The sequence below is a fragment of the Carnobacterium viridans genome, assembly GCF_900102725.1.
Lineage (GTDB): Bacteria > Bacillota > Bacilli > Lactobacillales > Carnobacteriaceae > Carnobacterium_B > Carnobacterium_B viridans.
Window position 1 is genome coordinate 274,805 of the sequence record NZ_FNJW01000008.1, and the last position, 22,780, is coordinate 297,584.

Annotated in this window: 22 protein-coding genes; 15 read left to right on the plus strand and 7 right to left on the minus strand. The window is 32.7% G+C overall.

The features are described from left to right. Positions 1–913 precede the first annotated feature (913 nt). The 6 genes from BLT48_RS02780 (at position 914) to BLT48_RS02800 (ending at position 9,729) form a co-directional block, all read left to right on the plus strand. Positions 914–3,223, plus strand: a complete 2,310-nt coding sequence (locus BLT48_RS02780) for an AAA family ATPase (protein WP_089975045.1) — start codon at positions 914–916, stop codon at positions 3,221–3,223. 952 nt (positions 3,224–4,175) lie between these two features. After that, positions 4,176–7,073, plus strand: a complete 2,898-nt coding sequence (locus BLT48_RS02785; RefSeq protein ID WP_089975048.1) for a DEAD/DEAH box helicase — start codon at positions 4,176–4,178, stop codon at positions 7,071–7,073. A 261-nt stretch (positions 7,074–7,334) separates the two neighbouring features. Beyond that, on the plus strand, positions 7,335–7,523 hold the full coding sequence (locus tag BLT48_RS02790) for a hypothetical protein (protein WP_089975052.1): 189 nt from the start codon (positions 7,335–7,337) through the stop codon (positions 7,521–7,523). A 500-nt stretch (positions 7,524–8,023) separates the two neighbouring features. Then, a complete protein-coding gene (locus BLT48_RS02795) occupies positions 8,024–8,533 on the plus strand; it encodes a hypothetical protein (RefSeq protein WP_089975055.1) in 510 nt (169 codons plus the stop codon). Between the two features lie 153 nt (positions 8,534–8,686). After that, positions 8,687–8,815 (plus strand): hypothetical protein, encoded by a 129-nt coding sequence (locus BLT48_RS14290; RefSeq protein ID WP_267462129.1) that lies wholly within the window; start codon positions 8,687–8,689, stop codon positions 8,813–8,815. Between the two features lie 431 nt (positions 8,816–9,246). After that, the gene (locus BLT48_RS02800; RefSeq protein WP_089975057.1) at positions 9,247–9,729 is read left to right on the plus strand and encodes an SRPBCC domain-containing protein; all 483 of its coding nucleotides are present in this window, start codon (positions 9,247–9,249) and stop codon (positions 9,727–9,729) included. Positions 9,730–10,178: 449 nt separating this feature from the next. Here BLT48_RS02800 and BLT48_RS02805 read toward each other — a convergent pair whose 3' ends face one another. Further along, a complete protein-coding gene (locus BLT48_RS02805; protein WP_089975060.1) occupies positions 10,179–10,817 on the minus strand; it encodes a GNAT family N-acetyltransferase in 639 nt (212 codons plus the stop codon). 97 nt (positions 10,818–10,914) lie between these two features. After that, positions 10,915–11,949, minus strand: a complete 1,035-nt coding sequence (locus tag BLT48_RS02810) for a YeiH family protein (RefSeq protein ID WP_089975063.1) — start codon at positions 11,947–11,949, stop codon at positions 10,915–10,917. A gap of 115 nt (positions 11,950–12,064) precedes the next feature. Between BLT48_RS02810 and BLT48_RS02815 the strand changes: the two genes are divergently transcribed. The 3 genes from BLT48_RS02815 to BLT48_RS02825 all read left to right on the plus strand — a co-directional run bounded on the left by BLT48_RS02815 (position 12,065) and on the right by BLT48_RS02825 (position 14,028). Next, on the plus strand, positions 12,065–12,943 hold the full coding sequence (locus tag BLT48_RS02815) for a LysR family transcriptional regulator (RefSeq protein ID WP_226776654.1): 879 nt from the start codon (positions 12,065–12,067) through the stop codon (positions 12,941–12,943). A gap of 329 nt (positions 12,944–13,272) precedes the next feature. Continuing rightward, entirely contained in the window at positions 13,273–13,650 is a 378-nt protein-coding gene (locus tag BLT48_RS02820) for a pyridoxamine 5'-phosphate oxidase family protein (RefSeq protein ID WP_035022854.1), read from the plus strand. A gap of 186 nt (positions 13,651–13,836) precedes the next feature. Then, complete coding sequence (locus BLT48_RS02825) at positions 13,837–14,028, plus strand: hypothetical protein (RefSeq protein WP_023177840.1); 192 nt, start codon at positions 13,837–13,839, stop codon at positions 14,026–14,028. Between the two features lie 128 nt (positions 14,029–14,156). Here BLT48_RS02825 and BLT48_RS02830 read toward each other — a convergent pair whose 3' ends face one another. The 4 genes from BLT48_RS02830 to BLT48_RS02845 form a co-directional block, all read right to left on the minus strand. After that, positions 14,157–14,621, minus strand: a complete 465-nt coding sequence (locus BLT48_RS02830) for a hypothetical protein (protein WP_089975069.1) — start codon at positions 14,619–14,621, stop codon at positions 14,157–14,159. 186 nt (positions 14,622–14,807) lie between these two features. After that, entirely contained in the window at positions 14,808–15,119 is a 312-nt protein-coding gene (locus tag BLT48_RS02835; protein ID WP_035022858.1) for a single stranded DNA-binding domain-containing protein, read from the minus strand. Further along, positions 15,116–15,505, minus strand: a complete 390-nt coding sequence (locus tag BLT48_RS02840; protein ID WP_089975072.1) for a hypothetical protein — start codon at positions 15,503–15,505, stop codon at positions 15,116–15,118. The genes BLT48_RS02835 and BLT48_RS02840 overlap by 4 nt, the downstream gene beginning before the upstream one ends. Further along, entirely contained in the window at positions 15,502–16,800 is a 1,299-nt protein-coding gene (locus BLT48_RS02845) for a Y-family DNA polymerase (RefSeq protein WP_089975075.1), read from the minus strand. The genes BLT48_RS02840 and BLT48_RS02845 overlap by 4 nt, the downstream gene beginning before the upstream one ends. Before the next feature lie 332 nt (positions 16,801–17,132). Between BLT48_RS02845 and BLT48_RS02850 the strand changes: the two genes are divergently transcribed. Continuing rightward, a complete protein-coding gene (locus BLT48_RS02850; RefSeq protein ID WP_035022860.1) occupies positions 17,133–17,705 on the plus strand; it encodes a GNAT family N-acetyltransferase in 573 nt (190 codons plus the stop codon). 8 nt (positions 17,706–17,713) lie between these two features. Next, on the plus strand, positions 17,714–17,836 hold the full coding sequence (locus BLT48_RS14550; RefSeq protein WP_226776746.1) for an aminoglycoside 6-adenylyltransferase: 123 nt from the start codon (positions 17,714–17,716) through the stop codon (positions 17,834–17,836). Between the two features lie 170 nt (positions 17,837–18,006). Here the strand turns inward: BLT48_RS14550 and BLT48_RS02855 are convergent, their stop codons facing one another. After that, positions 18,007–18,366, minus strand: a complete 360-nt coding sequence (locus tag BLT48_RS02855; protein ID WP_023177850.1) for a MerR family transcriptional regulator — start codon at positions 18,364–18,366, stop codon at positions 18,007–18,009. Positions 18,367–18,583: 217 nt separating this feature from the next. Between BLT48_RS02855 and BLT48_RS02860 the strand changes: the two genes are divergently transcribed. From BLT48_RS02860 to BLT48_RS02875, 4 genes are all read left to right on the plus strand, one after another. Beyond that, positions 18,584–19,564, plus strand: coding sequence for an aldo/keto reductase (locus BLT48_RS02860; RefSeq protein WP_089975077.1), 981 nt, complete (start codon positions 18,584–18,586; stop codon positions 19,562–19,564). Between the two features lie 37 nt (positions 19,565–19,601). Continuing rightward, positions 19,602–20,453 (plus strand): aldo/keto reductase, encoded by an 852-nt coding sequence (locus BLT48_RS02865; protein ID WP_089975080.1) that lies wholly within the window; start codon positions 19,602–19,604, stop codon positions 20,451–20,453. A 123-nt stretch (positions 20,454–20,576) separates the two neighbouring features. Continuing rightward, complete coding sequence (locus tag BLT48_RS02870; protein WP_035022866.1) at positions 20,577–21,023, plus strand: MarR family winged helix-turn-helix transcriptional regulator; 447 nt, start codon at positions 20,577–20,579, stop codon at positions 21,021–21,023. 17 nt (positions 21,024–21,040) lie between these two features. Then, positions 21,041–22,777, plus strand: coding sequence for an ABC transporter ATP-binding protein (locus tag BLT48_RS02875; RefSeq protein ID WP_035022868.1), 1,737 nt, complete (start codon positions 21,041–21,043; stop codon positions 22,775–22,777). Positions 22,778–22,780 lie beyond the last annotated feature (3 nt).

Consider the following 22,780-nt stretch of genomic DNA (forward strand, 5'->3'; position numbering starts at 1 on the left):
ATTCTTTTTTGATAGGAATTAATATCATTACTAGTTATATAGTTAAAGTAAAGAGTTTCAGTATCTAAAGACAAGAACCTATGCTTTTACTTCAAGATAAACTCAAGCATATTAGCTATTTCTTTTAATTTTTCTTCATCAGTCATTGTATGAAAATTGACGCCTCGTGTTGAAATAATTTTAAATGTTTCATTTAGTTGATCTTGTAAATAAAAACTATCAGATACTTTAAAACTTAATTGATTAATAAGATTTTTTCTTGATTGCCAAGGTACACCACTAGAACTTTCTCCCTTATTTTCAATTAGATAAGTTCTAACTTAGCCACACGCAAATTCTTCCAACGTTAAAGGAGTATTTAGTAATTCAGGAAATTCTTCAATAAAGTAATTATTTTGATATAAATAGAAACAAATGGAAATAAATTAAAATAAACTGACCGTTCAACTCAGTACCATATGAATTTGTTGGTTGACATAAATCTTTAAATTTTCGTATGGCTTCTTTAGGATGAACCACATGTAGTTTATTATAAGGAACATAAATGTTTTCAAGAATATCAAACCAACCTCATTCAATTTCACTTGCCCAAATGGGTGTTATACCATTTAATTCAGCAGCTAGGGGAAGACACCAATGCCATCAAAAAGACTTCTTAAGGTTAAAATACTTGAATTTTTGTTTTTAATTTGTATCATCTCCTTTAAAATAAAAAAGCATCTCTAATTGAGATGCCCTGTGTAATCATATTTTATCAACTTGTAACCGCTAAATTTTTTAATAATAATTGTTAATTACGTTAATAAGTCTGATATACTGAATTGGATAGTTAATAAATTTATGTTATTAATGTAATTTTTACATATTGGTTAGGTTACTAAAATTAAATTTTGAAAAAGGAGTATAAATAATAATGAATGAAATTTCTATTGATTTATCGACACAACCTTGTCCAACTTTTAATCTTCAACATAATTCAGAATTAATTATTCAGAATAAAAACTTTATATTTGGAAAAAATGGGTCAGGTAAATCAACACTGAGTTCAATAATTCTAAATCAGTTTCAACATGAATATGAAGTGCGCATTTTTACAGGTTTTGATAATATTTTAGTAGACAATAAGTTGAATGCAGTAGTTCTAGGTGAAGAAAATATAGAAATAAAAAAAGAAATAAAGAATTTAGACAAAGAGATTTCCTCACTTACAGAACAAGAAACTACATTATTGAGTGAATTTAGAAGTTTGAATTGGAAACCAGAATATGAAGAAAATGGTATCCTCAAAAATAATTTATACGTTAAAGCAATTGATGTAGAACAAAAATATAAAATTAAAAGTCGTGAAATAGATAAATTTTATCAAGATATTGCTAGAAAATTGAAGCAACGAACCAATCCACAAATCACAAAGACTACATACTACAAAAATGATTTTATTAAGGACGTTCCTAGAGCTAAAGAATTGAGTCCTGATGAATTGAAACGTTGTATTACTGTCCTTAGAGAACAGGCAAAACCGGAAGTTTCAGTACCAATTATTAATACCTTTGATCTAAAAAAAATTTTAGATAGAACAAATGAATTAATTCAATATCATTTAGAAGAAGCGGTCATCATTGATGAACTTAAGGATAATCCTGAAAGAAAAGCGTTTGCTGACCAAGGACGAAAAATTCATCATTCTGGTGAGAACTGTGCATTTTGTGGAAATACTTACACAGCAGAACGTTCTCAAAAATTAGAAGGTTATTTTTCTGGATCAGTAATCAGAGATTATCAAGAAACAATTAATAGCTTTGTATTGGAATTAAATGGAAAAATATCACATATTAATGATATGGAATTTCTTGATACCATTGATTTTTATAGTTCTTTTATCAATGAGGTTGAACAGTATAACAGTATATTGAAAGAAAAACAGCAAGAAATCAAAATTTTCTTGGAGACTTTACTTTCTTTGGTACAAGACAGACAAGTACATATTTTTGATACTAAGGATACTATATCAATCAGTATTCCTGATAATTTAGATACTCAAATGGAACTAATTAATCAACTAGTATTAAAAAATAACAAATTTACTGGAAATCTTGAAACAGAGCATCACAAAAACATGGAACAAGTTCGTTTGCATTATGTTTTTGTTAACCTAAATCTTAAAGAGGAATACAAAGTTAAATGGAAAGGATATGAAATTGAAATATTTGAGTTGGATAAACTAAAACAAGATTGTGTGACAGTACAAGATGAACTTGAAATTAAAAAACATTCTATTTTGGGCAATGAAATAAAACCTGAACTGGGAACTTTATATTATATAAAAGAACAACTTAGTACTAAGGAAAATGCAAAAGTTAAGTTACTTCAACAAACTAGAAATACAAGTAAGCTCGCTGAAAACATCAATACAAAATTGAGAGGGGTAGGTAAACATAATTTACAATTAGAACTACAAAAAGAATCAGATGAAATTGAGTACTACTTAGTAAAAGATTTAGAAAATGGAGTAAGGCCAATTGACCAAGTGTCTACTGGTGAAAAAAATATTATTGCCTTTTTATATTTTATTGAGAGTCTAAGTGTATCTAAACATCCTAGTAAAAAGATAATAATATTTGATGATCCAATGAATTCTAATGATGATACTATGCAATATCTTATAATTACTGAGCTACAAAAACTCTATCAAGGAAAAAATAGAGAAAAATTTAATCCTGTCAGCGATTACTTTATTTGTTTAACTCATAATGCACATTTTTATTTAAATGTTCAGCCTCAAGGATACTTTAAGGAAAAGAAAAAAGATCCTAATGATGAAACTAAGCTAATCGAAGTTTCTAAATATGATAAAAATAATTTTTTTTGGATAACAAATGGTAAGTTTCATAGAATCATGTCTGAGAAGGAAGATTTAACTACTCACTATGAAATTTTATGGATGGAACTCAAAAGCTTGTATGAGAGTGATTTGCTTAATTCAATGCTTAATTCAATGCGACGTATTATAGAAACCTATACAAAATTTAATAAGATTAATCCTCAAAAATTTTATAAAGATAAGGAAGAGCAGCAAAAACTTTTCAATGTTAACTCACACTCTATTGACGATTTGTCTGCTGAATTAGTTGGGAAGACAAAGGAAGAGACTTTGAATCTATTTTTGCAATTATTTATTGATAATGATGCAGAAGCTCATTTCAATAGCTATTGGAAGAAATAAGTAAAAAAGATAGTAGCAAAATACTTTAATAAATACAAAAAGGTGTAAATTTTGTTTTAGTATCTATGAAAGTTATTCTATTGTGGTTTTAAAGAAGGCAACTAATCAATGTCAGTTTTAAACAATGGTTGTCGCCAAACCACTAGTTAGGATTTTAAACAAATAATGGAGAGGTTAGCAATGTCGCCTCTTTTTTTTACAATGGTAAAGAAAGTCCTAGGGTACAAATTTTTTTTGATAATCTTTCTAATTCGATAAAATATCGGGATTAGTTTACTTAAATAAAGATTTCATCTGACAAAGAGATTACCTAAGATAAAAAAAATATCCCAAAATGAGATGTCTAGGATTTTCTCTTAAGTTAATCTCATTAGAAGTAAAACAAAAAAGAGACATACTTTAAATATGCCTCTCATAAAACTTAATATGAGTTAGGTAAAAAAACAAACGAAATATACTACCAATTTTAGAACCCAAAAATAGAACAAATTGGGTTCAAATCTAATCAAATCCATTCAATATAGAATAGATTTCTATAAAACGCTGTCATATCAAGTTTTTTCCTGCTTATTCAAAACGTCAAATATAAAACCAGGTCTTAAGAAAGTACGTAAAGATTCACCGTTCTCTAAGTGGTAATGTTCGCTTTATATCATCGTTTTAGGAACTTCTTTTTGATAATAGTCTGGATAATATTTCATTTTTTCAACGATTTTTGTTGATAAGAATTTAATTTACCGCTTTAGACAATGAGAGGTAAACGAGAAGAATGAAAAAATTATCGATTTCATGATAGATAATTGCGGAGTAAATTTCAGAGGCAATTTCAATTCGTTACTGTTCTTTATGAAAGTGAGTCATTTTTTATCGATTTTTTCGTTGGACTCATCTGTATCTGTATCTCGATCATAAAAAATAGTAAATAATGGCAGTAAAAAATGGAGGGGTTTGAATGAGCTATTTTTCAAGTAACTATATTTCAATGAAGTATCCTTTAAGTGATTACAGTTGTGATGGTCAGGGATTAAGAAATGCTCAAGTAGGAGCTATTCATGCTTTGGGAGCATACTTCACTACAAAAAAAGAGCCTGTTCTATTATCGATGCCAACTGGTACAGGTAAGACAGCAGTTATAATGATGGCGCCATATCTTTTAGGAGTTAGTAAAGTATTAGTGGTGACTCCCACGGTGTTAGTTCGTTCTCAAATTGCACAAAATTTTTCGAGTCTAAAAATTTTAAAGCAAATTGGAGTTTTTGAAAAAGAAGTAGGGCCACCCATAATTTGCGAACTAAAACATAAGTATACAGATGACTATAAAAAGAATATTGAAAGTGCTGATGTAGTTGTCGCGACTCCCGGTTGTGCTTTGTCTTTATCAGAAAATCAAGATACGAAAAAAATATTTGATTTAGTTATTATTGATGAAGCTCACCACGAACCCGCTAAAACATGGAGAGAAGTGTTATTAAATAACCCTGAAGCAAAACAAGTGCTATTTACTGCAACCCCTTTCAGAAGAGATAAAAAGGAAATAAAAGCAAATCATATTTACAATTATCCTTTATCTCGAGCATACAAAGATGGAGTTTTTGGCGCAATCAATTTTATTCCAGTTGAATTAAAAGAAGATGAAGATAAAGATATTATATTAGCGAAGAAAGGCGAAGAAATTTTTTTTAGAGACAAAGCTAATGGCTTAGAGCACGCGATGATGGTTAGATGCAAATCAAAAAAAGAGGCTACCCATTTATCTAATTTATATAAGAACCATACTTTATTAAAGTTAGAAATTGTTAATAGCTCGAAAAGCCGTCAAGAAGTTTTAAAAATTATTGATCAACTTTCGAATCAGGAAATCAATGGAGTTATTTGTGTAGACATGATGGCTGAAGGGTTCGATTTTCCTAATTTAAAAATTGCAGTTATACATGACCCTCATAAATCTTTGGCTACTACTTTACAATTCATAGGTCGATTTGCTCGTACCAATCAAGAAAGATTAATTGGCGAAGCAAGTTTTATAGCTGTAAATGATGAACAATTTGCTTTAGAGAATAAAAAGCTATTTTCAACGGATTCTATTTGGCAAGAAATAATAATTGACTTAAGTGAGGAAAGAATTAATCAAGATATAGAAAGTCAAGAATACTTTAAAAGCTATGACAATCAACTATTATCGACGAACAATCAAGAGTTCTCGCTACACAGTTTGTATACTAACTTTCATGCTAGAATTTATTATGCAAAATCTTTCAATCTTAATGCCAAATTCCCAGACTTACGGATGAAAATAGAAAATATTAATGTTAGTGAAGATGATCAAACAATTGTTGTGGTTACTTCAAGTAAGCAATTGCCAAGGTGGAGTACAGTGGATGGAATCTATTATAATTTAGAATATAATACTGTTCTTATCCATTATCAGAAAAAAAATAATTTACTATTTATAAATTCCCATTTAAAATCAGAAAGTATATATGATGCTATTGCAATTGCTTATTGTGGCGAAGATAATTATGAAAAAATTACATTGAGTAATATACATAAAGTGCTAAGTGGTGTAAAAAATCATGAAATCTTTAACTCAGGTTTAGCTAATCGATTGTCTGAGGGCGAAACATATAAAATTAGTGCGGGTTCTGATGTTAGTAAAGCTATTGATGTTGACAGTGGAAAAATGTATTCCCCAGGTCATGTATTTTGTAAAGCTGAGGAAGCAGATACTCAAATAACCATAGGGTATAGTAGTGGATCAAAAATTTGGAGTAGTAAATATGGAAGTATTCAAGAGATGGTTAAATGGTTTGATTTGAATGGTGACAAAATTTCAAATCAACAGGTTAAGGTGAAGACAAATACTAATTACGATAACCTTCCAATGCCAACTGAAATGAAAAAGTTCCCAAAAGATATTTTTATGTGGGATTTTAATGTCCAAAGCTATAGAAAGCCGCATAATTTACTGATTTCTGAAGGAGATATATCGACTTCTACAATTTTGGATGTTGATATTTCTATTGAATCAGTAAAAACATTAGAAATTTTGCTGAGGGTTAGCTTAGGTGGAAAAAGCTACAATATAGTAAGGAATATTAATGGCAAATATAAATGCTTTATAGAAGGGGAGTTTTTTATAATGGTTGGAAGAGAAGCAATGCCATTATCTGTTTATCTGAATCAATTCCCATTGTCATTTTATACAAGTTCGTTAGCTCTCATTTCAGGAAATGAAATTAGCAGATATGATTATAATTTGCCTGCGTTTGATATGAATAAGATTATTTCCATCGACTGGAAAAGTTACAATACAGATATTACTATGGAAATTAAGACTAATAAATATAAAGGAGATAAAAATTCTTTACAAGATACGATAGGTGAGAAGCTTATTGAGAATAATACCTATGATTATATAGTTTTTGATCATGGTTCTGGTGAAATTGCTGACTATATCTCGATAGAAATTTTGAAAACACAAATTATTGTTTCTTTCTATCATGCAAAAGCTAAAAGTTCAGTAAATTTTAATTCATCTGTTGGAGATGTGTACGAAGTTTTAGGTCAATCAATAAAGTCCTTGATTTGGTTAAAAAGTAAGTCTATATTTTTGGCTAAGCTCAGAGATAGGCAGAGAAGTGGACATAGTGTATTTATTAAAGGAGAAATTAAATATTTAGAACAAGCTTTGAAAGATAATATACCTATGCGTGGAAAAATTATTGCTTGTCAACCAGGTTTAACAAGCAATGAAAATTTACCAGACAAAATCGGGGAAGTATTAAGTGCTACAAATATGAAAATAAAAAATTCTGCCACAACTAAAGATTTCTATGTTTGGGGGAGTTAGCAGTATAATTTATATTGTTCTTTGAAAAAGTTAGATAAACTGGCGAGTATTATTAGCCTTCTCGAAAAAAATCTATCAACAATTTATGGGTTGTGTTAAAAACTAATTAAAGCGATTTCTGATTCATCAGAAATTACTAGAATTTCAATACTCACAATACAGTCTAAAAGCTGCTAGATATTGATGTTTGGTTTGAAAATATGCACTCAACTATGAAATGTTTCTTGATGTTCATATATATATTTTGGGTGATTTATATGAATGGGCAGGGCAGGTCAAATCAGAACGATAGATATCTATAAAGAAGAAGTTGTTATGGGTGATGTGTTTTTAAAATATGTAAAGGTTCCATTAATACAGATTCAAATTGAAACAATCATGGATGAATTGAATCAAGTAGAGTGGTCTGAAATTAGTGAGGAAGATATGATTCCGACATATGAGGAATAATCCCCTTACATTGCATTCTTGAAATTAAATATAATATATAGATTAGAGAATGTTATAAAATAGCATTCTTTTTTCGTATCACAACCGTTTAGAAACTCAGTACTATGCTGATTCTAAAGAAAAGGTAAGAATGATTGAAGAGGGTCAAGTGAATGGTGAAGATGTATACTGTATTAATACTAGTAAGGACTTCGTTATTGGGTGTGAAAACTCTATTGACGCAAGCAATATGAACCTGATTGCAGATGTTGCCCTAACTCTGGAATTCGTCAAATAGTATGTGTCAACTCATAAGAAACTAATATAGATTTCTAGCAGACTCTGTGTTATTGCTTGCGGGTGTTATATGACGTAAGAATATCTGTATTATTTTTAAGTTCTATCGAGAATCTTATAAATAACTATATGCAGTCTGATGAATATGAAGCCTACTATTTTAAAAGAGGAGATATTACTTTAGAAATCATTCAGGAAGAAATAAAGCAAGCAAAAAAGAAAAATTGCCATTTCTTATTGAGAATGACTCAGGAAATTTGATTGAAGAGTATTATCAACAGTATCTCCAAAGAATTATTTTGTTTAACAACTCAAAATTAATATTTGATCACGAAGAATATGTTGAAAAACAAATAAATAGCCTAAACATAGGAAAGAAAAATTTTATATTTGTAGAATCAAGTATTTTAAAAGCAAAAGAGAAAGCGGAATTCCTCGATGAAGAAACTCATAAACTTATTCAACTATCAGATATGGTTGTTGGAATAATGGGAATGTTTTTAAACTATATAAATAGTAATGATACAAGTTTTCTGAATGATATTTATGAAGCAACTAATTGGAATGAAAAACAATGCGAGGCATATGACAAATGGGTTGGCATTATAAATAATTCAATTCAAGAGAATAGTTTCTTCAAAACTGCAGTTACAGATGAATTTATAGAATATAAGTTTAACTTTTATACAGGAGAAAAGTTTAATAGAAGTATAAAAGGTAAAAAGAACAGATAATATAACTTATGTACTAGAAATTTCAATGTTTTCCCCGTAATCATTTATGATAGGAAGTAAGGAACTGCAGCAAAAAGTATAAACTAATTATAGATTTCTAATAGCCTCTCAATATGTATTGCCGGTCTATTTGCAAATGCTAAAGGTTTTCTGTTGAATTCCAAACTTTTACGTAATAATGCTAACTATTCAAGAAAGACATTGGTTTTATATTGTGTTGAAGAAGCACCTGAGAAAGAATACTTATTACAAATTATGACAGATGCAATCAATGATTTTTAACTCGTAATTTTCGTTATATTATACAAGCAGTCATGTTCTCGTATGCAGTTGATACTTTGATACGTTTTCAGGTACGATTGTGTAAAATCAGTTAAAATTCATTGATATAGCAATTTTTAAAAAGATTTAGTAAACCTTAGTATTACAACACATTTAAATATTTTGTGTTTTTTTATGCGAGGAACTAGGCCTTAAGAAAGCTCATGTAGCGTCTCAATACTAAAAACGATAATATAACGTTATATATTAAAAAAATTGTCTATATGGCAGTTCTTTTTTGTGAACGAAAACTAGCATACTCAATTTGATGCTGACATAAGAATATATTGATATTTTTGAAGATTAAAACATTCTAGAAGAATCTCTCTACCTATGGTGGTATACTTTAAAAAAGTAAAAGAGTCGATTTTATTTATAAAGGAGCGTTTATCATGGAAAACAATCCGAATAGTGGAAGGATTGACACTGTCTCAAAAGTAATTGATGCTTCGCCACAAACACTTTATCAAGCATTTATGGATTCGAATTCTTTAGTTAAATGGTTGCCTCCGGAAGGTATGAGAGGAGAAATAAGCCTGTTTGAACCAGTAGTAGGTGGGAGAGTTCAATTAACACTCACTTATGAGGATGAACATGCCACTCAAGGGAAAACAACTGAAAACTCAGATACTTTAGAAGGTACCTTTGTTGAATTGATACCCAATCAGAAAATCGTTGAGGCTGGTGTATTTGAGTCAGATGATTCTGCCTTTGCAGGGAATATGGTGATGACTTGGTACTTTGAAGAATTAGAACAAGGGGCGAAGGTAACGATTGTCGCTGAAAATGTCCCTAAAGGCATCAAAAAGGACGATCACATTGATGGGTTGAATTCCACACTAGAAAACCTGGAACGTTTTGCAAAGAAAAGTTAGATAACACTGTACTTGATGAAGGCTTACTGGTTTCATTGATGTGTATCCTATATGATGCATTGAATGTATTATAGGAACTTGGGTTATCGATAGAAGGAATAGTAGTCAAGAATTTGAGCATAGGCAGTGCTTTTTTTGCTTTTCGATCAGAAGTATAAAATAGATATAACGATAGCGTTTTTCTTTAACTAGTGTATTTGACCGTGATTCAAATTGGTTCGAAGTTCCTAGTGACCAACCTTTTTAATAAAGTAAATTACGTTACTCATTTTATTCGGATTTAGAGAAAGCTTATATAAATAAGTATACTAGTAATTTAAATTAGTAGGAATAATTTCCGATTACTTTACAGGCAGAGTCAACTCTAAAGCGGATAGCTTTAGGATTGATTCTGCCTGCTTTTCGTTCTAAATTGTAAAATAATAGTTGAACTGGAACGGTTAATTTGTTTAGTCGGATAAGTTTAGTTTTCCTTCATATAGATAGTAAATTTCTAAGGTATCATTATTTCCTGGTTCCCAATAATATTTTTTCTCAGCTACGCGGGATAGACCCTTGTGTTCATAGTATTGATAATCAGAAGAATTGTCGGTAAACAAATAGAAGTTTTCTGCTTGGTGTTGTTTAAGGTAATCATAAAAATGATTATACAACAGTCCACCAATACCCAATCCTTTAAATTCTTCTTTCACGATAAGCAAATTTAAACCGGCGTCATAATTTTTCTGGCTTTTTTCTAAAAGGAATTCATTGATTTCCAGCGTTTGAATGTATTTCAAAAAGATCGAATCAGGTTCAGTAATGCGTAATATTTTTTCCAATGAAGAAATATTCTTCCTAGTACTGATTTTCTGAATATTGGTTTGGTCTACTAATCCGGTTGCTACAATTCCTACTATGTCGTCACCTATTTGAGCAACAAAAACATCGTCTGATTCTAGTAATAGATCACTTAGAAAAAAATCGGCCATTGGGGCTACCAAATTGTTTGGGACCCATGACCGATAATCCCAAGTGTTAATCACTAAAACCAAAATAGAATCATAATCCTCAGGTATCATCTTTCTTAAGATAGTTTCTTGTTTCATTTCTATGCTCTCCTTGTTTGAAAGTATTTCTCTATGTGCAACTAACTACTGGAATCATTGATGTAAAACGACTTTTTCTATCTACTAAATGATTCTATCAGAACAGCCAAGTAATTAATACAACAGCCAATACGATTTGAAAGAAGCTGATCAGTAAACCGTACAACATAGTTCGAGGTCCTTCTTTTAAGATATCTGAGAACTTGACCTGTAAGCCAATTGCAGCTAAAGCAGTAATCTCAAATTGGTTGCTGATGACTTCCGAGCTGTGGATCATTAGGGAAGGCAAAGGCAGAAAGCTTCTAAGCATGAACAAAATGAAGAAGCCGATAATAAACCAAGGAACAGTCATTAGACTAGAATTCTTTTTCACTTCAGAAGTTGAGCTGGTAGTCGTTTTAGAAAATAGCGATTCTTCCTCTTTGGTATTCAATTTGCTGAAGCATAAGGCTACACCAACGATGAGGAGAACTCTCATGAGTTTAAAGACAATGGATAAATTAGTTACGTCCGTACTGACCAGCTTAGCTGAAGCAACGACTTGTCCGATAGATTGGACTGTTCCTCCGATCAGAGCAGATGTTTGAACGACTTCATTTTGATACAGAACAGAAGAGAGGATAGGCAATAAGACCATCAATAGCGTCCCCATAACATTGACTATAGTAATAGACATGGCTTTATCTTTCTTATCAGCTTCAATCACCGGAGAAACGGTTCCGATAGCAGAAGAGCCACATACTGCATTACCCGCACCCATCAATAAAGACATCTTTTTATTAAACTTCATAGTTCGACCAATCCAATAAGCAAATAATATCGTCAAGACCATTTGGAGAATCACAAAAATAAATCCGGCAGAACCAACTTGCTTGATGATTTGAAAATCTAAAATCATGCCGTTTAATACGATCGACCACTCTAAGAGTGTTTTTTCGGAAAATTTAGTTCCTCTTTTCAAATAAGGTTTGTTCAAAAAAGTATTTCCTAAAAGGATACCTAGAAAAATAGCAATCAGTGCTGCACCTAGATTCGGTATAAAGTTGGTCAAATACTGACTGATGAGTGAAATTAGGATGCTGATCATTAAACCAGGTAAGACGGAACGGTTATTTTTCATTTGAGTATACATATTAAATCTCCTTCAATCCTTTGTTTATATGTTTATCATATAAGGTAATTTGTATAAAATAAAATAATCATTTATTATATCTTTATAAGATAATATTATAAAGGAGTTGTATGAGATGTTAGATTACCGATACCAAACATTTCTTGCACTAACAGAAGAAATGAATTACACCGCAACAGCCAAAAGGCTGCACATTACTCAACCCGCTGTCACTCAACACATCCAGTATTTGCAGCAGGAATTAGGAGTCGAACTGATTCGCTATGAAAACAGACAACTGACCTTAACAGCTAAAGGCATACAACTGCAAAAAGATCTTTATTTGCTGCAAAGAGAAATCACTAAGGTGCAAAAACAATTAGCTTCTACTATAGAACACACTACTCTTACATTTGGAGCTTCATTGACGATTGGGGAATATATGATGCCGGACTTCATTGAGTCGTATTTAAATCAATACCCAACACATGATATTTCGATGGTAACAGACAATACTCGACATTTAATCGAACTATTGGAACATGGGAAAATCGATTTTGCACTTGTGGAAGGGGAATTCAATCAATCAATATTTGAGTTTCAAAAGATTGCTGAAGAACCGTTTATCGCTGTCTGTTCCGAGAAATGCTCTTTATGGAAACAGGATCAAAGCATTAATGACTTATTTTCTACGACGATTTTGGTGCGTGAAGAGGGATCTGGATCACGGCTTATTTTTGAAACAGCCATAAAAAATAAAGGAATCCATTTAGATAGCTTTTCAAAAGTTATGACGATTGGAAGTATTGGTGCAATAAAAAGACTGGTTGGAAAAAATGTAGGCATTACTTTTGTGTATCAGAAAGCTGTTGAAGAAGAACTGAAAAACGGCATCTTAAAAAAGATTCCGTTAAGTGATTTTAGTGTCATTCATCCGTTTTATTTGATTTATTTGAAAAGGATTCAGTTAAAAGAAATGGAAACAATAGAAAAATTTTTAAGGTTGATAGAATGAGCAGATTAAAATTGGGGAATTAATTTTCCAATCGGCGATATGCCAAAAAAACTTTAAACGAATCTAGGACGTGTTTTAAAACTCATTTATCACGAGAAAAACAGCTGCGATAGGCCGAATCAAAGTCGTTTTCCGTTTGAGCAGACGCAATAAGTCTTAGTAGTTTTCAAACACTGATTCCTAGAGCGTTATTTTCATTTTTAAGGATGCTTGATTTAAATCAAGTAGATAGTCAAAAAAATATATTACAATTAACTTATTGAACTTCTGCTTATCTATGTTTGTGTATTTTTGAACAAGGAAAGTAGATTAATATAAGGAGGTAAAATATGCTAAGTAAAACATTTTTTGAAGTAATCCAAAATGAGGGAGTTGTCTCCATAACTTCATGGGGAAGTGGGGATCAACCAAATGTCCGGTGTACTTGGAATTCATATCTACGTATTACAAAGGACGAACGAATTTTAGCTCCTATTGCAGGATTTACAAGTGTTCAAGGCGATGTTTCTAAAAATGATAGAGTGATGTTAACATTGGGAAGTCGTGAAGTAGAAGGGTTTAATAACTATCAAGGAACTGGTTTCTTAATAGAAGGCCGGGCGCGTTTCACGGATTGCGGTGCTGAATTTGAACAAATGCAAAAAGAATATCCTTTCATGAATAAATTACTTGAAATAACAGTTGAATCCGCTAAACAACTCCTTTAAATGATTTAACTGATAGTAACTTTATAAACAGTGTGAAATAACTTATATAATACTAATGAGACATATACGGAGCTTCATATTTAATTGTACGAGCATTAGTTTATGTGAGTATCTTTTATGAGCTAACTTTATATGTATGGAACCGTTTTCTGTTATAATAGGGTAATTAGAAGGGAGGGATAACAAATGGTGAACTATCGAGTTTTAACTGTTACGAGTAATCCCTTGGGAGAATTCGAAGGTCGTGAAACTGTACAAAATGATTTAGAAGTATTGTTAGGAGAAGTAAGTGAAAATGAAGGGGAAATTGTTTCTGTCAATCAAGTTTTGACTGAACCACATATTTTACTTACAACAGTTATTTACAAGGTGAAATAAATTTTAAGACTCCTTTTGGGGTCTTTTTTTGTATGGAATTATTATTAAAAAGGATAGGTACCATAAAAATAAGAAACTGTCCTACACATCATCTGCAGGACAGTCAATAAATCTATAAGTTAACTTAGCTAGGCTACTATTTCATAAGTACCATCTTTATAAACTTTATATATACCAGCAGCTCCAGAACCGCCTTGTTCTTGCAAAGATTTACTTACTAATTTTAGGGTGTAAGAGTCTTCATCGGATTCCAGAAGTTCATAAGCAATGTCAGTATTGTCAGTTTCTATTCCAGTTTCTTCTTTAATGAAATTAAAAGCTTCTTCCTCAGAATTGATAACATTTTCTGATGTGCTCGAAGTACTTTCTGCGGACTCTTCCATGCTGCTTGAATTCGATGTATCGCTTTGTTCTTCAGAATCGGTTGCACTTGACGTGCTTTCAGCAGACCCTTGAGAACTACTTGAACTTGATGCATCACTTTGTGAAGTGGAAGATTGAGTAGGAGCTTCTGCGGTTTCATTGTTGGTATTGCAACCAGTTAAAACAAATAAGCTCGACAACATAGTTAGTGCCACACTTAGTTTTTTCATTTTTTTCTCCTTTCATAATAGGAATAGCTTGAAAAAAGAAGGGGTCAACTATTCTATTAGTGTTATTTTTTGATTGGCTAATCTTTATCACCTAATCAAAGTATATCACTATCAAATTTATATTAAAAATATTAGGCTAATCAACGGTTCGAAATTGTTGACCTATTTAAATAATAAGAATAACCCTTAAAATAGGACCTTTTTGTGTGGCATTCGATGGCCTTTATAATCAAATACCTGCCCAAAGTAATTAGGTGGGCTTAATAGCTTGAACTTTTGTACGACTAATTGATTGCGATCGTTAATGACCGATTCAATTGTAATGGTTGAACCAAGTTCTACTTCATACACAAAACTAAAAGCTTTTTTACCAGCTATTAAACAATTAAACTTTCGACCATCCGAGAGCAGCGTAAACCTGCAGAAGGGTGTGCCGTTCTTGGTATTGATCACTTTAACATCTGAATCAACTTTTCCTGTAATGATAGCCGTATTCATATTTTTTCCTCCTTTTCCTTGTCATTGGTAAGATCAGTCCATTTTTTTAGACGGATAAATTGAATATTGCGAATCTCATCGAAATCAACTTTTGTATCGTTTACGTAAATACCTAATTCATCTCCACCAATAACTAGACCAACAATATCGTCCTTATAATGCCCGTTTTGGTCGACGGCTTCAATTTGAATTGCAATGGACTTATTCTTGAGGACAGCTTCATTGATTACGGATGTGATTTCTTGTGAGTCCATTTGTCTTTTCTGTGGATTGAATTTCTTTTTCTCATTCCTTAATTTTTCTTGAGTAGCAGTATGTTCGGATAAATAAAATCCTGCCCATTTTTTAATACCCCGATCACGGTATTCATCATTTAAGTCATTCATTTTATACCCTCCATTCCGCCAGCATGGCCACCAACAAGAGAACTACGGTCGATAGCTGTGGCACCATCCATAAGACTACTAGCATGTACCAATGATTGAAAACCATATTTCTCTCTTATTTTATCGACTAGCAAATCTAATTTTTCATTTGTAATTTGTTCAGTCGGATCTTCAAATAGATCCAATTGAATATCACTCGTATAGGATAATTTTGAATAAGTAATTCCGATGCGCCGGACGGCTTTGTCATCCTTGTAATATTTATTAAAGATTTCAAAGCAGGAGTCAACTAATTTTTTTGTATTAGAAGTACTGGGTATCTTTAATTGTCGCGAAAACCCAACTTGTTCCTCATATTTAGAATAACTAACAGAAAGACTGACACATCCAGTTTGACAATGATGCTTTCTAATTCGGGTAGCAACTTGTTCGGCCATTTCACGAATAACGATTTTAATTTCATGTTTTTTATAATAGTCCTTTTTGAGAATTTGAGAGTTGCCATAACTTTTTTCTAAAGGACGATAGGAGTCTCTAATGTCGCTGCGATCGATGCCCCAAGCATTTGCATATAATTGTTCACCAATCAAACCCATTGAATCTCTCAGCTGGTAAAAATTTGCGTGCGCTAGATCATAGACCGTTTTAATTCCTAGACTGTTTAATCGTCGTGCTGTCCGACTTCCAATACCCCACATGTCGGTTAATTTCTCTAATTTCCAAACCGTATTTGGAATGTCTTTATACCGCCATTCAGCAATAAAGTCGTCATTATATTTGGCTCCATTGTCTAAAGCTAGTTTAGCCATTAGCATATTATCGCCAATACCGATCGTTACGTATAATCCCGTCTTCTTAAAAATATGGTATTGAATCATTCTAGCTAGTTCATAGGCGTTTTTTCTTTTAAACAGTTTTAAGCTGGCTCGGACAGAAATAAACGATTCGTCGATACTATAAATATGTAGATCTTCATCAGAAACGTACTTACGAAAGATATCGTTGATTTCAGTATTCTTTTCGATATAATAGCTCATTCTAGGCGGTACGATAACCAAATCGGGGTGATAAGGGATTTCCCATTTCCTAGTAACGTTTCTAATACCTAATACTTTTTTAGCCATTGGTGAAGCAGCTAGCACGATGCCACCTGGTTTATCTGCGTTACTCATAACAACTAATAGAGCTTTTAGAGGATGTAAGCCACGTTCAACGCATTCCACAGACGCATAAAACGATTTAACGTCAATACAGAAAATATCATTACTTATTTCTTTAGCGTAATTGAATGACATAAGAAGCCCCTCCTTTCATTCTATTATACGAACGCATGTTCTATTTGTAAAGCGAACACTCATAAAAAAGTTCTATCCAAAAGAAAATAAAAGTTCTAAAATGAAACGCAAGCATTGAGTCTGCTGTACTAACTAGCTCATAAGTTACCTAAATGTATTTAAAACACTTTCGTATCAGTAGTGCTAGTATTATAATAGAATGAAGTATAGTTGAAATTTTATTGTTCGAGTCATTTGGTGTGGCATGAATAAAAGATTGAAAGAGTTGTTCTTAAGAAGAATAGTCTAAAAATTGTTAATTATTTTCAACAATAAAGAAAGGTGGTGCTTTTTTGTTAGATAAAACAATTCCATATGCGGAAATTTGGATGTATCGTTCAAAAAATCTTCCAGTTAATGAACCTATTTTACCTGAAGGTTTTTACTTTAAAAGTTATCAAGAGGGTGATGAAGTAGAATGGGCGGCTATCGAAACGGCTGTTTCAGAATTTGAGAATGAGAGATTAGCATTGGATTACTTCAAGGAAAAATTTGCGCCATACTCTAAAGATCTGAGAACGCGATTGTTATTTGTTCTAGATTCTTCAGGAGAAAAAGTTGGCACGTGCTCAGCTTGGTGGAAGGAATTACCTAATGGTGTGCGTTATCCATTAGTTCATTGGGTAGCTGTGAAGCCAGGTTATCAAGGTAAAGGGCTCGCAAAAGCAATGGTGAATCGAACTCTTAAACTACTGCAAGAACTTGAACAAAATTCTCCTATTTACCTGCATACTCAAACGTGGAGTTATGCAGCAATTCACTTGTATCAAAAACTAGGATTTGAGATCACGGATAAGAATTTAGATGGAAGCCCTAATGTAGATTATCAAAAAGCTATGAGTATTTTAGCTAGCATACGGAATTAAAAAAGGCGATTAGATTAATAGAAATGAATGGACCTCGTATCACCTTATCCGCTAAAATAGGTTCATTTCAAGATGATGATATTATGTACTATGTTGAAAATAGGACTGTCTTTTCAAATGACCACTCATAAGTGAATTCTTGGAGAAAAGGATACGTTGCCTAAAGATAGCAACAAAATTTATTGAGAGACCTTTAAATCATTGAACGGAAAAGAGCAGGAAACTTTAGTATAGCACTAAAGTTTCCTGCTCTTTTATTCTATATTTAAAGTGGGAAATAGATTGAACAAAAGGAGTAAACTTAACTTAATTGAACAATCGATGACTCTGTCAATTCAATTTTATAATCAATATAATCTAATGAACTTTGAATCCTCCTCATGAGATTCGCTGTCTCTTCTTTGTGTTGAAGCAATAAATCTAAACGAGCTTGTAAAGTCGTATCCCCTTGATCAATCAAATTGAAATAGTCCTTTATTTTTTCTAGAGACATATTTGAATCTTTCATGCAAAAAATAAATTCAAGACGTTTTAAATCCTGTTCGCAATACCAGCGACTGCCACTTACACGAGCAATCTCAGGCAATAGGTTGATTTCCTCATAATAGCGTAATGTAGCAGGAGATACTCCATATTTCTTAGTTACTTCATTTATTTTCAAGAACAACACCTCATTTTTTCAGGATATCAAAAGTATAACAATGGAACAAAGTAAAAGAAAGCTGTTTTTGCTTGACTTCAAGTTAACTTGAAGGTGTATCCTAATAATTATTAAAGGAAATTTTTAATGAACGATACTTTTTGATTAGGAGAAGCCGTTATGCTTTTGTAAAATGATCCACAGTAAGTAACTTAGTCAATAGTGAAGGAGTGAAAAGATGGAATACGCAAAATTAGGAAATGCAGGAATGGATGTTTCAAGAATCTGTCTTGGGGCGATGAGTTTTGGCGATCCAGAAAAATGGATTCATAAATGGGTGTTGAATGATGCTGAAAGTCGTCCAATCATTAAGCGAGCTTTGGAGCTTGGGATCAACTTTTTTGATACTGCTAATATTTACTCTATTGGAAAGAGTGAAGAAATTTTAGGGAAAGCCTTAAAAGACTATGCGAACCGAGATGAAATCGTGCTAGCAACGAAAGTTCATGGTCACATGTTTGACGGTCCAAATGGCGGAGGCCTTTCAAGAAAAGCTGTTCTTTCTCAAATCGACCAAAGTTTAAAGCGGTTGCAAACAGATTATGTTGATTTGTATATTACTCACCGTTGGGATTATGATACGCCAATCGAGGAAACGATGGAAGCTCTGCATGATATTGTGAAGTCTGGTAAGGCTAGGTATATCGGCGCTTCTTCAATGTATGCCTGGCAGTTTCAAAAAGCTCAAAACATTGCAGAAAGGAATGGATGGACCAAATTTATCTCGATGCAAGACCATCTGAATTTGATTTACCGAGAAGAAGAAAGAGAAATGATTCCTTACTGTTTATCTGAAAAAGTGGCTCTCACACCATATAGCCCTTTGGCTTCAGGTCGACTGACTAGAGATTTGTCAGTTCAAACGAAACGCACTGAAACAGATAAAATAGCTCGCTCTAAATATGATGAAACAGCGGATAAAGATCAAGCCATCATCGAAAGAGTTGCGCAGTTAGCTGAACGTTATGACGTCAGCAGAGTTCATGTAGCTTTAGCTTGGTTGTTGCAAAAAGAGGGAGTGGCTGCACCGATTATTGGAGCAACAAAACTTGAACATGTAGAAACAGCTGTTGCTGCAGTAGATTTTAAACTTACTCAAGAAGATGTTCAATTTCTAGAAGAACCCTATATCCCTCATCGCATTGTTGGTTTTTCATAGAAAAACAAATAAAAATAAAAACATGGAGGCCGTTTAAATGGAAACAGTTATGTTAGCGAATGGTATACAAATGCCAATTTTAGGTTATGGAGTGTATCAAGTAAATGATCTTGAAGAATGTGAACGTGTGGTAAGTGAAGCCATTGAGGTAGGGTATCGTTCGATTGATACCGCACAAGCCTACGGGAATGAATCCGCAGTTGGAAATGCTGTGAAGAAGAGTGGGATTCCTCGTGAAGACTTTTTTATCACAACAAAAGTTTGGATCTCAAATGCAGGATATGAAAAAGCAAAAGCTTCCATCGAAGAGTCTATGGAAAAATTGCAAACGGATTATTTGGATTTGGTTTTGATCCACCAACCGTTTAATGATTACTACGGAACTTATCGTGCGATGGAGGAATATTATAGAGAAGGAAAAATAAAAGCCATTGGAGTCAGCAATTTTTATCCGGACCGTTTTATTGATATTGCGGAGTTCAGCGAAATTCAGCCTATGGTAAATCAAGTCGAAACGCACGTATTTAACCAACAAGTAGAAGCTCAAAGTATTATGGAAGAATACAATACTCAAATTGAATCATGGGGACCATTCGCTGAAGGTAAAAATGACTTCTTTAACAATGAAACATTGAAAAAAATCGGTGAGAACTATGGCAAGTCTGTAGCACAAGTTGCTTTACGTTATTTGATTCAACGGAATATTGTGGTGATTCCTAAAACAGTAACAAAGGAACGTATGATCCAAAATTTTGATGTCTTTAACTTTTCATTGACGGATGAAGAGATGGCAACGATTCTAGGATTAAACCAAAAAGAAAGTTTGTTTTTCTCTCATTACGATCCAGAGACCGTTAAATTTTTAACAGGCTTAGGGAAAAGCAAATAAAGACTAAATAAAATTACTTTGAAAGAATAAGTAGATTTCACTATCTATTTATTCTTTTTTTTGCTAATATAGTTACCTGTAGTAATTATACTAGGTAAACTAATTAGAAAAGAGGGCTGAGCAATGGATAGTCAACTATCTGAAGAATATATCGATGCATGTTTGAGTGCGAAACACACGATGCGGTTTTTGCCTGAACCTCCTCCTGAAGTCCAACAAAGACACGTTTATATCATCAAAACATTATATAATTTATCAAAAGAGTTAACGGAGGTACGTATTAGTGACATCGCTGAGACACTCGGCGTAACGCTGCCAAGTATCACAAAAAACATAACCTCGTTAGAAGACTTGGGTTATATAAAAAAAGTAGCCAACATTGAGGATAAACGGGTAGTCAATATCAAATTGACCAAAAAAGGTCTAACGCTGCATCAAAAAATCGTCTATGAGTTTCATCACAAAAATAGTCAGATACTAAAAGATATTCCGGAAGAAGATATCCGGCTAACGATAAAAACGATTTACCGAATATATGATTTAATGGAGCAAGACCATTCGCTCAATTAAAAGGAGAGAAGCTAACAATGTATAAAACATTAATGAAATCATTGCGACAATACAAGAAACCGTCGTATTTAACTATGCTATTTATGGCATTAGAAGTTGCTACAGAAATTTTCATTCCATTTCTGATGGCAAAAATTATTGACAAAGGATTGATAGCAGGTGATTTAGATTATGTTTTTAAAATCGGATCACTCATGTTTCTGATGGCCTGTATGTCTATGTTATTTGGAGTACTAGGTGGGAAATTTTCTTCAGATGCCGCTGTAGGGCTTTCGACGAATCTGCGTCAAGATATCTACGAAAATATTCAAACCTTTGCCTTTGATAACATTGATAAATATTCTTCATCTAGTCTAATCACAAGACTGACAACGGATATTACCAATATCCAAATGGCCTTTCAAATGATTCTAAAAACCATTATTCGAGCACCATTTATGATTGCCTTTGCATTTGCAATGGCCTCTTATACGAATTTGAAATTATCTTTAACTATTTTAATTATTGTTCCGATTGCAGGTTTTATTTTAGTTGGACTAATCTATCGCGTGCATCCTTATTTTATACAAGTGTTTAAGAAATATGACCGATTGAATCAAACTGTGCAAGAAGATATCAATGGTGTGCGTGTGGTGAAATCTTTTGTTCGTGAAGAGAAAGAAATCGAAAAGTTCAAAATAGCATCTGAAGATATTAAAAATCTGTTTACAAAAGCAGAAAAAATCACAGCATTGAATGCTCCGGTAATGCAGATTGCTATTTATTCTTGTTTGCTTCTTGTTTATTGGTTTGGGGCGAAATACGTTGTAGGCGGAACAATGAGTACGGGTGAATTAACGAGTTTCATTACTTATATGATGCAGATTCTAAGCAGCATCATGATGATTTCGATGATTTTTATCATGATCGTCATCTCTGAAGCTTCAGTAGAGCGTGTAACGGAAGTCTTAAAAGAAAAAGCAACTTTAACAAATCCTGAAAACCCAATTACAACAATTGAAAATGGCGAAATTGAGTTTAGGAATGTTCAGTTTAAATACAATGAACTGTCAGAAGAACCAGATTTAACTCATATTAACTTTACGATCAAATCTGGTGAAACAATAGGGATCATCGGTGGAACAGGTAGTGGTAAAACTTCACTGATCCAATTGATTCCACGCCTATATGATGTAACTAAAGGTGAAGTATACGTTTCAGGGCATAACGTAAAGGAGTACGATTTAGTCACCTTGCGCGATCAAATTGCCATGGTATTGCAAAAAAATACGTTATTCTCAGGAACAATCATCGACAACTTACGTTGGGGAAATAAAGAAGCATCTGAAGAGGAAGTTCGCCGTGTTGCGAAATTATCCCAAGCAGATGATTTTATTCAAGACTTTCCAAATAAATATGAAACAATGCTGGATCAAGGTGGTTCAAACGTCTCCGGTGGTCAAAAGCAACGGTTAACCATTGCTCGTGCCTTATTGAAACAACCAAAGATTTTAATTTTGGATGATTCAACAAGTGCTGTAGATACAAAAACAGATGCTTATATTCGAAAAGCATTTAGTGAAGAAATTCCAAATACAACAAAAATTATTGTGTCACAACGTATTTCTTCCATTCAAGATGCTGACCGTATTATCGTCTTAGACGAAGGGGAAATCAGTGGAGTTGGTACACATGAAGAGTTATTGAAAAATAATGAGATCTATAAAGAAGTATTTGATTCTCAAGTAAAAGGGGGGACTATAGTTGAAGAATAATTC